Source organism: Achromobacter xylosoxidans, assembly GCF_002192695.1.
GTDB classification, from domain to species: Bacteria; Pseudomonadota; Gammaproteobacteria; order Burkholderiales; family Burkholderiaceae_B; genus Achromobacter; species Achromobacter xylosoxidans_C.
Genome location: NZ_MTLG01000067.1, coordinates 17,068 through 30,338 on the forward strand (window position 1 = coordinate 17,068; position 13,271 = coordinate 30,338).

Consider the following 13,271-nt stretch of genomic DNA (forward strand, 5'->3'; position numbering starts at 1 on the left):
CTTGAAAATCGGAAACCCCTCACGTTTGCCCGAAAAAAATCCAGACAGTTGGTTTTGCGCGCTGCGGCGCTAGGCTGCGCGCAGGCGCACGGTGATCCAATACCGCGTCAATCGGTCGACTTCAATCGGCAGCGTGCGGCGCAGCATGTCGAGCACCCGGTCGGTGTCGTCCAGCGGATAGATGCCGGAAACCTTCAGGCGGCCGGCATCGGTATCGCAGGCCAGCCGGCCGGGCACGTACCGCGCAAGTTCCGCGATGAACTCGGCCAGCGGCATGTCCTGGGCGACCAGCATGCCCACGGACCACGATGCATCGCGCGGGCCTGCCGGCCCGACGGGACTGACGGTGCCGCGGGTGAACGAGGCCTGTGCGCCTGCCTGGACAAGCCTCGGTGCGTCCGCCTGGAGATCGGTGCGGATCTCCACGGCGCCTTCGAACACCACGACGTGGCTGCGATCGGGGAATTGGCGCACGCTGTAGCGGGTGCCCAGGGCGCGCACGCGGCCCTGGGCCGTTTCCACCACGAAGGGGCGTCCGACCGGGGAGGCCGGATCGGGGGCGGTGGTGACGAGTATCTGGCCGTGCAGCAGCCGGACCAGGCGCTGCGCGCCGTCGAAGCGCACATCGATGGCGCTTCCGGTGTCCAGGTCGATGCGGCTGGAATCGGCCAGCGTGATGCCCCGGCGTTCGCCGGCATGCGTGTGATGGTCGGACTGCCAGTCCTGCCAGCCGCGCCTCAGGCCGTCGCGCGCCAGCCAGGCGCCGCCGCCGGCCAACAGGGCCAGGGCCAGCGTCTTGACGGCCCGGCGGCGCGACCGGCCGCCGCGGTCTTCATGCGCCAGCGTGCCGCGCACGAGCGGCGTGTTCAACTCTCGCAGTTGCTGGCCGAACGTCTCGATGTGCCGCCAGGCGCGCTCATGGTCGGGATGCGCCTGGCGCCAGCGCTGGCAGGCCTCGCGCGTGGCGGCGCTGGCATCGGCCGCTTGCAGCGCGACCAGCCATTCCACGGCGCGCAGGCTGACGCTGGCGGGCAGCGGCGGGCCGTCCAGCTGCGGGAACGCGGTCGGGCTCGGATCCGTGGACGAGAGGGGCATGGCGGTGTCGGTCGCGGCCGCAAGGGGAGGCCGATGCTCAGGCGCCGAAAAAGCACAGGTGCGCCGCTTTCGCGATATGGCGCTGCACGGTGGCGAGGGAGAGGTTCAGTGTTGCAGCGATGTCCGCCTGCTTCATGCCTTCAAGCTGCGAGAGCAGGAATGCCTGGCGCACCGGGGCGGCCAGGGTATCCAGGCGGCGGTCCAGTTCGATCAGCGTCTCAAGCAGGATGGCGCGCGTCTCCGGGCCAGGCGCTTCCCGCTCCGGCAGGTCGGCCAGGCTGGCCAGATAGGCCTCTTCGATCCTGCGGCGCCGCATGAAATTGGACACCACGCCCTGCGCCACCGTGGTCAGCAGCGCGCGAGGTTCGCGCACTGCGACGGTTTCGCCCCGGACCAGCAGACGCATGAACGTGTCGTGCGCGAGATCGGCCGCATCCGAGGAATTGCCCAGCCGCCGCCGCAGCCACCCCTTCAGCCAGCCGTGGTGATTCGCGTACAGGACATCGATGCCCTGCGGCGGCACTGCAAACTCGGTCGCGGACATGCGGCCCTCCGGCTCGTCGCGGGCCAGAAGGAAACCGGCGCCCGTGAAAAATGAGAATCATCCGCATTCTAAATTGAGTGGCGGCGCGGCGACAAGAGGCCGGACCGCAAGAAACCGGTGTCATCGGTTCCCTGCGATCCGGCCTGCCAGGCATGCCGCGGTCTCAGAACGTCCCGCGCACCGTCAGCGTCGCGTTGCGGGGTTCGCCGTAGAAGCTGCCCCAGCCCGGCGCGCCTATCGTCTGGTAGTAGGACTTGTCGAACAGATTGTTCACGTTCAGCGCCGCCGACCAGTTCTTGTTGATCTTGTAGCCGATGCGCGCATTCCAGACGGCGTAGGGCGCCTGCGACACCCGCACCGAGCGGGTTTCGGTGTAGCTGCCGGTCTGGTAGTTCACGCCGCCGCCCAAGGTCCAGGCCGACCATGCGCCTGGCAGGCGGTAGTCGGACCACAGGCGCAGGATGTGCTTGGGCGTTACCGTGCGTCCGAAGTTGGTGCTCGATACCTCGGTGTCGTCCAGGAACTTCAGGGTGTTGAAGGTGTAGCCGGCAAACAGCTGCCAGCCCGGGGCCACCTCGCCGCTGATTTCGGCGTCCACGCCCTGGCTGCGCACCTTGCCGCTGGACAGATAGCAGATGTCGCCCACGGTGCAGGCGCTGACCAGGTCTTGCTGGGCGCGGTTTTTCTGGTCGACGCGGAAGAGGGCGACCGAGGCGTTGACCCGGCCGTCGAGCAGCTCGCCCTTAATGCCCGCTTCGTAGTTCTTGCCCAGGATGGGGTCCAGTATCTGGCCCGACGCGTCCACGGCGTTCTGTGGTTCGAAGATCTCCGCAAAGCTGACATAGCCGGACCACTGGGGATTGAAGGCGTAGATCAGGCCGCCGTAGGGCGTGACGACGCCATTTTCCTTGTAGGGGTCGGTGTACTGCTTGCCGCCGTCGCGGTAGTTGCCGGTGTTCTCGTACCAGCTGACGCGGGCGCCCGCCACCAGCGTCAACGGCTCGGCCAGCTTGAAGCGGCCGACGCCATAAACGCCGGTCTGCTTCATCTTGATGATGGTCGCCGCGCCGCGGTAGGCGTTTTCGCGCAGCCAATCATCGGTGGGCTCGGGCACGTGGTGATCCGGATCCCAGACGTTCACGGCGCGGTTCAGGCGCGCGGTCGCGAAATCGTTCTTGCTGGTCAGTTCGTTGATGCTGGCGCCCACGCTGATGGAATGCTTGCGGCCCAGCGCCTCGAAGGCGCCGTCCACGTCCAGGTTGAGCGCCTTGTTGTGCGTGGAGAAATCGAAGATGCCGGCGTACATCGTCGGTCCGAGCCCGGTGGCCGGATTGACCGCGCCTTCGGTGAAGGCGTACTTGGAATCGTTGGACTCCTGGGTGGAGGTCCCGGTGAGCTTCAGCGACCAATCCTGGTTGAAGCGGTGCGCGAGTTCGGCGAACACGGTGGTCTGCTTGCCGTTCCAGCGGTTCCAGTCTTGCGAGAGCGAGGTCGAGCGTTTCAGCCCGATGTCGTCGCCGTTGGTGTAGTGGGGCAGGCCATGGAAGAACGGCGTGGACCGCAGTTCCTCGTAGCTGACGCCGCCGGTCAAGGTGGTGGCGGGGCCCAGGTCGTAGCTCAGCACGCCGTACAGCACGCCGGTGCGGCTGTCGGCGTTGTCGTAGAAATAGTCCCGGTCGTTGTAGCTGGCCACGGCGCGGCCGCGCAGGGAGCCCGATGCATTCAAGGGACCGGTCGCATCGATGTCGGCCCGGTAGTTGTTCCAGGAGCCGCCGCTGGCCATCAGCTGCACCTGGTTTTCGGCCAGCGGGCGCTTGCGCACCAGGTTGACCGCGGCGCTGGGCGAGCCGGCGCCTTGCAACAGGCCGGTGGCGCCGCGGATGATTTCCACGCGGTCCAGGATCACCGTGCTGCTGGTGAAACTGTTGGCCTGGGGGTAATAGAAGGCGCGGTTGACGCCGTCGAACTGGTAGCTGTCGACGCGGAATCCGCGCGAGAACACGTAGTTGCCGCCCATCGGGCTCTTGTAGAGCGTCATGCCGGTGCTGTTGGCCAGCACGTCGTCCAGGGTGTTGGCGTTCTGGTCGTCCATGCGCTGGCGCGTCACCACCGTGACCGACTGCGGAATCTCCTTCAGGCTCTGCTCGCCCTTGCCTATGGTCACGAATCCGCTGGTATAGCTGCCGGTGCCTTCGGTGACGGCCGGGTCGGCCATGCCGGTCACCGTGACGGGCGCAAGGGTGGTCGCATCGCCCTGAGGAATGCGGCGCAGGTGATAACCCTCGCCGTTGGCGTTGGTCACGGCCTGTAGGCCGGTGCCGGCCAGCAGGCGCGTGAGGCCCTGTTCGGCGGTGTAGCGGCCGCTAAGCCCCTGCGTCGTCACGCCGCGGGTCAGCGTCGGCGAGGCGGCCACGGTGACGTTGGCGGCGACGCCGAACTGGCCCAGGGCCTCGTCCAGCGTCGTGGGCGCGATGGGGAAGGCGATCCCTTGCGCGGCGGCGGGCTGAGCCCAGGACGCCGCAGGCGCGGCCAGCGGGGCCACGACGGCCAATGCAAGGTGGACGGCAAGGCGCAAGCGCGCCGGACCTGCCCCGGGCGTCTGGGGCGCGGCAAGAGTAGAGGGTGTATGGCGTGCTGCCATGAAAGCTTCCTGGTTCGTCGATGGATAGGACCAGACCGCGGGCGCCTCGGGTCTGTCTCTATGTCTAACGAACCACATCCGAAAATCTTCGCCGTCGTTACAAATTTCCCGCGCGGCCGCGCGGACCGGGGTCCGCGGCCACGTGGCGTCAGGCGCGATCGACGCTGACCCAGTAACGCGTGCGGTATCGCAGCCTGAGGTCCAGTACGCCGGCCGCCACCTCCAGCGCCTTGTCGGTGTCGTCGATGCGGAAGGCCCCGGTGACTTCCAGGTTTGCCACGCTGGGATCGCAGCGCAGGATGCCGACGCGGTAGCGGCCCAGTTCCGCCAGGAAGCGATCCAGCCGCATGCGGTTTGCGACCAGCATGCCGGCAGCCCACGCCGGCTCCTTGCCGTCGACCCGGGACGAGGGCGACAGCGCGCGGTCGTTGAACTCTGCCTGTTCGCCGGCACGGACCACCCGCCCGGCGGGATCCACGCGCACGGCGCCTTCAAAGACGGCGAGCTGCGCGGAGCCGAGGCCGTCGTCCAGCTGGCGCACGGCAAAACGCGTTCCGAGCGGCGTGAGGACACCGTGCCGGGTCTGCACGCTGAAGGGGCGTCCGGCGGCATCCGCCGCCGTCGCGATCAGGATCTCTCCGCTGCGCAGCTTGATGCGGCGCTGCTGCGTGTCGTAGCGCAGCGCCACCGCGGTATCGGTGTTCAGCGTCAGGACGGTGCCGTCGGGCAGGGTCATGGTCCGCTGTTCGCCAGTGGCGGTGCGATAGACGGTGCTGCCGTCCCACCAGCCTTCGCGTGCGCCTGCCCATGCCAGCGTACCCAGGCAGATGCCGCCCGCTGCCCATTTCATGACGCTGCGGCGCGAACGCTGCTCGCAGTAGCGCAGGATGGTCTGGCTGGCGGCAGCCTCGGGCGCGTTGCCCGCGTTGACGGCGTCGACGTCGCGTCCGATGCCCCGCAGACGTTGCCACGCCAGCTCATGGCGCGCATCGGCCTGGCGCCATGCCGCACAGGCGGCCTGAGTGGCCGCGTCGGGCGCATCTCCGGTCCGCATCATCCATCGCGCAGCCTGTTTGATGATGTCCGGATGCAGCCGTTCGCCCTGGGTGGCGTTCATGCGTAGAGCACCGCGTAGCAATGTTCCCAGGCCTTGACGATGTCCCGCTGCACGGCCGCCACCGAAATGTCGAGCTGCTTGGCGATGTCCCGATAGGGCATGCCTTCCACCTGCGCCAGCACGAAGACCCGGCGCGCGCGCGGCGGCAACTGCTCCAGCATGCGGCATACGGCGTTCAGCGCCTCCACCACCAGCGCGTGCGTTTCGGGGCTGGGCTCCACGGCGTCGCTGCGCGAGGCCAGCGTTTCCAGATAGGCCTGTTCCACGGCGCGGCGGCGCGACTGGTCGATCAGCAGGCGCTTGGCGACGGTGGTGAGGAAGCCGCGCGGCTCGGCGAAGGCCGCGCGCGACTCGCTGCGCATGACGCGTTCAAAGGTGTCGTGCGCCAGATCCGCGGCGTTTTCGGTGTTGCCGCTGAGCCGGCGGCGCAGCATCTGCACCAGCCAGCCATGATGCTCTCGATACAGGCTGACGAAATCGTCGGAGGATGCAAAGTCGGCGGGGGGCAAGGGGCTTCCATCCAAATGCTAATAGGAATGATTTTTAATTGTATAGGATCGTCGTTCCTTGCGTCATGGCCTGCGTTGGCGGCCATGGGGTTGCGTGGCGAGCCACAGGCTGGAGCGTGACGCGGCCGAGCAGGAGGGTCGGCCGCGCCGCGAATGCGTCAGAGGGTGTGTGGCGGCGGAGCGACGGCCGCCGGTCGGCCGTGTGCCTGATCTAGCGAAGCGGCAAAGAGGGCAGCGGAGGTCAACCCTTAAACCGCGCCATGCGCGGCGATGTTGCGATACTGTCCCTTGAAATACAGCAATGGCTGCGTAGAACCAGCTTCTTGCAGGTCCAACGCCTTCACTTCGCCAATCACGATCAGATGGTCGCCCGCGGCGTGTTCGGCATGGATCTCGCAATCAAGCCAATGCAGGCTGCCGGCAATGATCGGATTGCCCAGCGGCGATTCCTGCCACTCGACTTGGTGCCACTTGTCCGTGCCTCGCTGGGCGAATTGGTTGGAAATCCTGACCTGCTCATCGGACAGGATATTGACCACGAATCGACCCGCCCGGCGGATTTTTGGATAGCTGACCGAACTGCACATCACATTGAACGACACCAGCGGCGGATTCATCGAAACGCTATGGAACGACTGGCAGGTGAAGCCTATCGGCTCGCCTTCGATCTGCGATGTGATTACCGTGATGCCGGACGCGTAGTGTCCGAGCGCTTCGCGAAAGCGCCTGGGCTCGATCGCAGTACTGGAAAATGACATGGTGAGGGGATACTGGGTGCGGCCCGTGCGGGGTCGTCGCGAGCAGTTCGCGACGACCATTCCCGCCCTGGGATCAGTTCGAGAGTTCCTTGCGGACGATTTCCGCGCCGGCGCTCAAGGCGCTCAGCTTGCCTCTTGCGATTGCGCGGGACAAGGGAGCCATGCCGCAGTTGGTGCAAGGATAGAGCTTGTCGGCATCCACGAACTGCAGCGCCTTTCGCAGCGTGTTGGCGACTTCCTCGGGGGTTTCAATGGTGTCGGTTGCCACGTCAATGGCGCCTACCATCACTTTCTTGCCCCGGATGAGTTCGATCAGATCCATGGGAACGCGCGAGTTGTGGCATTCCAGCGAGACGATGTCGATGCTGGATTTTTGCAGCTTGGGAAAAGCCTCTTCGTATTGCCGCCACTCCGATCCCAGCGTCTTCTTCCAATCCGTATTGGCCTTGATGCCATAGCCATAGCAGATGTGGACGGCGGTCTCGCACTTGAGCCCTTCGATGGCTCTTTCCAGCGTGGCAACGCCCCACTCATTGACTTCGTCAAAGAACACGTTGAATGCGGGCTCGTCAAACTGAATGATATCGACGCCCGCGGCCTCCAATTCTTTGGCTTCCTGATTGAGAATCTTGGCGAATTCCCACGCCAGTTTTTCGCGGCTTTGATAGTGGCCGTCGTAAAGCGTATCGATCATCGTCATGGGACCCGGCAAGGCCCATTTGATCGGTTGCTTGGTCTGCTGGCGCAGGAACTTGGCATCTTCGACAAACACCGGCTTGCGGCGAGCCACGGCGCCTACGACCGTCGGCACGCTTGCATCGTAGCGATCGCGAATCCTGACGGTCTTGCGGTTCTCGAAGTCCACGCCTTCCAGGTGCTCGATGAACGTCGTCACGAAATGCTGACGCGTTTGTTCGCCATCGCTGACGATATCGATGCCTGCGTGCTGCTGTTCCTGCAGAGCCAAGCGCAGCGCATCGTGCTTGCCCTCGGCCAGGCCCTCATCCTGCAATTTCCAGGGTGACCAGAGTTTTTCGGGTTCTGCGAGCCAGGAGGGTTTGGGCAAGCTGCCGGCGGTCGAGGTGGGGAGCAATTTTTTCACAATAGATGCCTTGGTGCTTTTGATTGGTCAAAGAGGGTAGTTTGCGGACCACTGCTCAAGAATCGCCTGATAGGGTTTGATGAAGTGTTCCTCGACAAACCGTCCCTGCTCGATAGCCAGCTGGCTACGTTCCTCTCGATCGTAGACAATCCGGGTCAGCGAATAATCCTGGTGCTTCAAGCTGGGCTGATAGGATTTTCCTGCCGCGGAATTCGCGTTGTAGATCTCTGGCCGGTAAATCTTCTGGAAGGTGTCCATCGTGCTGATGGTGCTGATGAGCTCCAGATTGGTGTAGTCGTCCAGCAAATCGCCGGAATGGTAGAAGGCCAACGGCGCAGCACTGTTCGGCGGCATGAAGTAGCGAACCTTCATGCCCATTTTCTTGAAGTATTCGTCAGTCAGGGAGTATTCATCCTGCTGGTATTCAACGCCCAATACGGGGTGCTGGTTTTCAGTCCGATGATAGGTCTTGCTGCTCGATACGCTCAGGCATATGACGGGCGGCTTGCTGAAGTGATCCTTGTAAGTGCTTGAATTCACGAAGCACTTGAACAGCTTCCCGTGCAGGTCACCAAAATTTTCCGGCGTGCTGAACCCGGGCTGATTCTTGGTATGTTCCAGCAGCAGCACGCTGAAGTCATAATCCCGCACGTACGAGGAAAAGTTATTCCCTACGATGCCTTCAATGCGATCGTTGGTCTTTCGATCGAGAATGCTCGTCTTCAGTATTTCGATCAGAGGAAGGGCATTGCCGCCGCTGGCGCCGGCTATGCTCATCTCGACGGAAATGATTTCGAGATTGAGGGTATAGCGGTCGCCTTTGGGATTGTCCCAATGCGCCAAGGCATTGAAACGATTGTCTATCATCCTGAGGGTGTTGCGCAGGTTCTCCTGGCGACTCGTTCCCCTGGCGAGATTGGCAAAGTTGGTTGTGATCCGCGTATTGTCTGAAGGACGATAGTCCTCATCGAAACGAATGCTCTTGATGGCAAATGCAAACTCTGTACTCATTGTGCTCTGCTGCCCTGAATCCTGAGATAAAACCCGCGTCCATTTCGTGCTTGTTTTCAGCGCTGCTCTTTTTTTATTCAGCAGTCTTGATATCGGCGATATGGGGGACGTAGTTTATGTCGGGGTATCCATGAAAAAAAGTGAATTGATTTCATAAAATCATTAGATTCACTCATGGATGAGCGCACGGCCGATCTACCTGGGGATCTGACCGCCTGGCAAGCAACGCTGCCGCGAAGAATCAGGCCGCGGCGGGCCTTTTCGCTTGTTCGATGAAGGCGCGCAGGTAGTCGATACCCACGTCCGCCTCGCGGGCACCCAGGAAAATGTGCTTGGCTATGCCTTTCTTGCCCAGCCGGACGGGCACCACGTTCATCGTGCCGGCGTACTCCAGCACCAGCCACCGCGGCAACGCCGCCACCCCGCGGCCGCTGGCGACCATCTGCAGCATGATGTCCGTGGTTTCGATCGCCTTGTGGCGCTTGGGCGTGATGCCGGCTGGCGTCAGGAACATGTTGTAGATATCGAGCCTGTCGACCGGCACCGGATAGGCCACCAGCACTTCATTGGCAAGCTGTTTGGGGGTGACGTACTGCTCCTTGGCAAGCGGGTGATTGCCGGCGACGACCAGCACCTGTTCGTAGTCGAATACAGGCTCGAACACGAGTCCGGGCTTGTTCAGCGGATCGGGTGTGACCAGCAGGTCGATTTCGTAGCCGAACAGCGCCCCGATGCCCCCGAACTGGAATTTCTGCTTCACATCCACGTCCACATCCGGCCAGGCCGCCAGATACGGGGAGACGATTTTCAGCAGCCATTGGTAGCAGGGATGGCACTCCATGCCGATGCGCAATGACCCGCGCTCTCCTTGGGCGAACTGGCGCAGGCGTTCTTCGGCCAAGGCCAGCTGCGGCAACACCCGGTTGGCCACCGCCAGCAGGTATTGACCCGCTTGCGTGAGTCTCAGGCTGCGGCCTTCACGCAGCCAGATGTCGGTGCCCAGTTGCTGCTCCAGCTTCTTCATGCTGTGGCTCAGGGCCGACTGCGTCACGTGCAGGACGCCTGCGGCGGCGGTCAGCGAACCTTGTTTTTCCACCTCCTGCACGATGGATAGATGGACACGATCAAGCATCATCAAAATTCGTGATTTGTTGAAGTCTCGCCAGTTTACTCAGGACCTCGATATTCTTGCTTTTGACGTACTTCAAATCGCCGACAAGGTAGACCGCATCACGAGCGCGGGAGATTGCTACGTTCATTCGACGCGCATCCCCGTAGAAGGTTGCAGGTCCGGTCGTGCGCACAAATGAAAAGAAAACGATGTCGGCTTGGCGTCCTTGGAATGCGTCGACGGTATCCACTTCGACCGCCAGGTGGTCCTTGATGTCGAGCGTCTTGATAGCCTCTTTCAGCGCCCTGCACTGAGCGCGGTAAGGCGTAATCACAGCCACGCTGAGCTTTCTGTCATGGGAAATTGCGGCTTTTTCTTTGCGGCGCCGGCACATCTCAAGCAGCTTGTGCGTGATGATCTCGATTTCTCGTGGATTCTCAAGCACTCCGCCTTGCCGCGCCGGTACACGGAAGCCGCGCGATTCATAAGTAAACCATCCGAAATGGGTGAACTCATGATCGCTTTCCTCGCGGTGATGGTCTAGCGAGCCGCTGTAGAAGTTCTCGGAGATGAATGAGCCGATGTGAGGCAGCATGCGGTACTGTTTGCCTAGCTGTCCCTTCATGGTAGCTGGAAGATTCTCGAAAATCCTGTCGATCACGCCGTCTTTGATAAGACGGGCCCTGGATACGGTCAGGGTATCCAGTGCGTCGTTCTCTTCTTCACAGAACGTCGGCGGCAGCTGCTTGTGGTCGCCGACCAGGATGCACTTGCGGGCGACGCACATGGCCATGATCCATTCGGGCAGGGTGGCTTTGGAGCATTCATCAACGATGGCCAGATCGAAATCTTCGCTATCCGCGTCCAGCAGGTGATCGATCTGGTTGCAGGTGACGCCAATGATCTGGTGATTGTCTGCCAGGTTCTGGAACTGCCATCGCGGTACCTGCACCTGCCCGTTTTCCACGTCCCCTTGTTCCAGGACGTTATAGAGCACGTTGGTGAGCCGGGGGGCGAAGTTCAGTGCCTTGTTCCACACCTCGTTTGCGCGGATCGCTGCGGCCGTTCCCTGTGTGTGTTCCGATTCATACTCGGTGATGGCGTAGCGCGGGTAGCGCATGGTCTTCGAGCGCATCTGGTCGTCTCCGATCTTGCATAAGCGATCCAGTGCGTTATCGACCGCCACGTGCGTTTCCGAGGTGACCAGGATGCGGGCATTCGGCTTCGCTTTCAGCGTTTGCAGGATGATTTCCACGATTGCGGTCGTCTTGCCCGTGCCCGGTGGACCCTGCAAGAAACACAAATCCTCGGCCGCCATTGCGTTCTTGATGAGCTTGAAGGCGTGGTCGTCGGGATCGTCGTAGCCTGGCTGGATGGGCTTGTCGATGATCAGGCTCATGTTGTTCAGAGCCATCACTTGGGATGCCTCGTCCATGATCGCCTTGACCTTCTGTTCTGCCTCCTTGTCCAGCGGGCGTCGCTGGCGACTGCCGGCCGAGCCGTCGAGGCCCACGCGGTCGTCTTGTTGGGAGCTTTTGCTGCTGTAGTAGTGGTGCAGCAGCCGGTTGTGATTGATGTTGCAGTTGGCGCCCTGGCGAAAGCGAATCAGGAACTTGATTTGGCGCTCGTACTTGACGCAAGTCAGCCGATCGTCGACGGAGAGTTCCAGGACCTTTGTCAGGTACTCCAACCAGTCGTCGAGGTGGTCGATGAAGTCGAACACGGGCCCCTGCGGCATGGACTGAGGCTGTTTGTCATTGGTGGCGAGTTCCATGTCAGTTGACCGTGGCTCTCAGCAGCGTTTCAACGCCGGCTGGATTGTTCATGCCAAGGTTCGTGACGACCTTGCGGATCAGTCGAGGCTTGGCCTCATCGCCTACGGTAGTCAAAGGCAACACGATGGGCCTGCCAACAATCTCCTCGACGATCGCCATGTCAGGGTCGATGGACAGCACGCCCATATTCACCTCGGCCATGTTTGCGGAAAGCAACGCATCAAGGGATAGAAGGATTCGCGATTTTGAGAATTGCGGCAGCGCGGCCAGCAGCCTGTCGCGAGAGGTGTAGCCCAGGCGCACTGCGTAGCAGATGGCCAGAATCGACTCTTTCAGGTTCGGCTTGCGCCATTGGAAAGTAATTTCAGACTTCATTTATGGGTCTATTGGTTCGGGTTCCTGGACTGGTAGTGCTTGCGTCGGTCTTCTCGTGTGCTCACGCCGATCGCCCGGTGCACATCGAAGTCCTTGCCCATGCTGAAGACCTGCATGATGCGACGAATGCTCTCGTCAGGCTGCAGTGATTCGAACTTGCCCAGCCGTTCCCTGAGTTCGTTGCCGCGGGAGTAGACCACTTGGCGTGCCGTGGAGATTTCTCGGCGCTTGTCGCCGGCCACTTGCCTGGCCCTGAAGAGTCTTTCGCGCATGACCTTGTCCTGGTCAAGCGTGTCGAAGTTCTTGAGCTTGTGATTTGTCTCGATCTTGGCCCTGATGGCGTTGAACTCTTCCTGGATGCCATTGAACTCCTCATTGGCCTCAAGCTGGAGGCCGGCTGTTCCGCGGTGTACGGAGATCAACTTGGGTAATGTGACGTCGCCCTCGATCTCGGCGATCCAGCTGTTGGCCAGGTCGTTTTCGGTCAATGCGGAACCAAATCGGTCACTGAGCTTGTCTTTGATCTTGCCAAAAATTTCACTGCACTTTCTGTACTGTTCGCTGAGGTCGGCCTTGTTTGCCTTGTGCTCCTCCATGAGCTCCCTGGACGCCGCGATCCGCTTATCGCGTTCATGGCGCAGCTCCTTGAGCTCGGTTTGAAGACGCATGGAATGGCTTTTCAAGCGGCTGAGGTCGTGTCTGATCGAATCGCTGTTGTTTTTTTGGCTGGTCCTCACGTGGCGCGCCGTACGCTCGATATACGTGGAGCTGACCTGGATGGGACGCTGCCTGATCATGTTGTTCCACTCGGCTCGCTCATTACGCTGGGTAAGCCTGTTCAGCTCCACCTGAAGCGCTGCGATGAACTCCAGGATCTTTAACTTGGTGTCGATGCGCTCGGCAAGCAACTCAATCTGTTGGTCCGTCATGGACGTGTTCATCCATGAGTCAAAGCAAACGAACATCTTGTCCTGGAAGTCGCCAAGATGTGAGACATAGGCTTGCGCGCTGCCAACTTGCTCATTCAGGAACTTGATGAGCTCCTTGAGTTCAGCATCGCGCTTTTCCTTGAAAGCAGCGACCTCGGCCCGGTACTCGTCAGCTTTGGCGTGTAGACGGTCCCGCGCTGCCTTTTCGCGCTGTTCGAGTTGATGGATAAGTGCGTTTGCCGCTGCAGTTTCTTTTTCCAGTGATCTTCCACAGAAAAAGTGCATTATTTTTTTCAAAATCATG

General features: G+C 61.6%; 12 protein-coding genes. All 12 read right to left on the reverse strand.

The window, feature by feature from the left end; translation table 11 throughout:
• Positions 1-69: 69 nt before the first annotated feature.
• Complete coding sequence (locus BRO63_RS11615; protein WP_088139949.1) at positions 70-1,095, reverse strand: FecR domain-containing protein; 1,026 nt, start codon at positions 1,093-1,095, stop codon at positions 70-72.
• A gap of 37 nt (positions 1,096-1,132) precedes the next feature.
• On the reverse strand, positions 1,133-1,639 hold the full coding sequence (locus BRO63_RS11620) for a sigma-70 family RNA polymerase sigma factor (RefSeq protein WP_088139950.1): 507 nt from the start codon (positions 1,637-1,639) through the stop codon (positions 1,133-1,135).
• A gap of 163 nt (positions 1,640-1,802) precedes the next feature.
• Positions 1,803-4,280, reverse strand: coding sequence for a TonB-dependent siderophore receptor (locus BRO63_RS11625; protein ID WP_088139951.1), 2,478 nt, complete (start codon positions 4,278-4,280; stop codon positions 1,803-1,805).
• A 148-nt stretch (positions 4,281-4,428) separates the two neighbouring features.
• Positions 4,429-5,397 (reverse strand): FecR domain-containing protein, encoded by a 969-nt coding sequence (locus BRO63_RS11630; RefSeq protein ID WP_088139952.1) that lies wholly within the window; start codon positions 5,395-5,397, stop codon positions 4,429-4,431.
• Entirely contained in the window at positions 5,394-5,906 is a 513-nt protein-coding gene (locus BRO63_RS11635; RefSeq protein ID WP_088139953.1) for a sigma-70 family RNA polymerase sigma factor, read from the reverse strand. Before BRO63_RS11635 ends, BRO63_RS11630 begins: the two co-directional genes overlap by 4 nt.
• A 248-nt stretch (positions 5,907-6,154) precedes the next feature.
• Positions 6,155-6,724, reverse strand: coding sequence for a flavin reductase family protein (locus tag BRO63_RS11640; protein WP_256943288.1), 570 nt, complete (start codon positions 6,722-6,724; stop codon positions 6,155-6,157).
• Between the two features lie 13 nt (positions 6,725-6,737).
• Positions 6,738-7,766 (reverse strand): methionine synthase, encoded by a 1,029-nt coding sequence (locus BRO63_RS11645; RefSeq protein WP_179215077.1) that lies wholly within the window; start codon positions 7,764-7,766, stop codon positions 6,738-6,740.
• 27 nt (positions 7,767-7,793) lie between these two features.
• Entirely contained in the window at positions 7,794-8,777 is a 984-nt protein-coding gene (locus BRO63_RS11650) for a DUF1852 domain-containing protein (protein WP_088139955.1), read from the reverse strand.
• Between the two features lie 241 nt (positions 8,778-9,018).
• A complete protein-coding gene (locus BRO63_RS11655) occupies positions 9,019-9,909 on the reverse strand; it encodes a LysR family transcriptional regulator (protein WP_088140098.1) in 891 nt (296 codons plus the stop codon).
• A complete protein-coding gene (locus BRO63_RS11660; RefSeq protein WP_088139956.1) occupies positions 9,902-11,662 on the reverse strand; it encodes an AAA domain-containing protein in 1,761 nt (586 codons plus the stop codon). Before BRO63_RS11660 ends, BRO63_RS11655 begins: the two co-directional genes overlap by 8 nt.
• Position 11,663: 1 nt before the next feature.
• Positions 11,664-12,038 (reverse strand): hypothetical protein, encoded by a 375-nt coding sequence (locus BRO63_RS11665; protein WP_088139957.1) that lies wholly within the window; start codon positions 12,036-12,038, stop codon positions 11,664-11,666.
• Between the two features lie 8 nt (positions 12,039-12,046).
• Positions 12,047-13,270 carry a hypothetical protein gene (locus tag BRO63_RS11670; RefSeq protein ID WP_143219466.1) on the reverse strand — a complete coding sequence of 408 codons (1,224 nt, stop codon included), beginning with the start codon at positions 13,268-13,270 and terminating at the stop codon, positions 12,047-12,049.
• Position 13,271: the final 1 nt, after the last annotated feature.

Excerpts from the sequence above, each read along its gene's own strand:
- BRO63_RS11615 (WP_088139949.1), bottom strand. The coding sequence starts at position 1,095 with ATGCCCCTCTCGTCCACGGATCCGAGCCCGACCGCGTTCCCGCAGCTG.
- BRO63_RS11620 (WP_088139950.1), bottom strand. The coding sequence starts at position 1,639 with ATGTCCGCGACCGAGTTTGCAGTGCCGCCGCAGGGCATCGATGTCCTG.
- BRO63_RS11625 (WP_088139951.1), bottom strand. The coding sequence starts at position 4,280 with ATGGCAGCACGCCATACACCCTCTACTCTTGCCGCGCCCCAGACGCCC.
- BRO63_RS11630 (WP_088139952.1), bottom strand. The coding sequence starts at position 5,397 with ATGAACGCCACCCAGGGCGAACGGCTGCATCCGGACATCATCAAACAG.
- BRO63_RS11640 (WP_256943288.1), bottom strand. The coding sequence starts at position 6,724 with ATGGTCGTCGCGAACTGCTCGCGACGACCCCGCACGGGCCGCACCCAG.
- BRO63_RS11650 (WP_088139955.1), bottom strand. The coding sequence starts at position 8,777 with ATGAGTACAGAGTTTGCATTTGCCATCAAGAGCATTCGTTTCGATGAG.
- BRO63_RS11655 (WP_088140098.1), bottom strand. The coding sequence starts at position 9,909 with ATGCTTGATCGTGTCCATCTATCCATCGTGCAGGAGGTGGAAAAACAA.
- BRO63_RS11660 (WP_088139956.1), bottom strand. The coding sequence starts at position 11,662 with ATGGAACTCGCCACCAATGACAAACAGCCTCAGTCCATGCCGCAGGGG.
- BRO63_RS11665 (WP_088139957.1), bottom strand. The coding sequence starts at position 12,038 with ATGAAGTCTGAAATTACTTTCCAATGGCGCAAGCCGAACCTGAAAGAG.
- BRO63_RS11670 (WP_143219466.1), bottom strand. The coding sequence starts at position 13,270 with ATGATTTTGAAAAAAATAATGCACTTTTTCTGTGGAAGATCACTGGAA.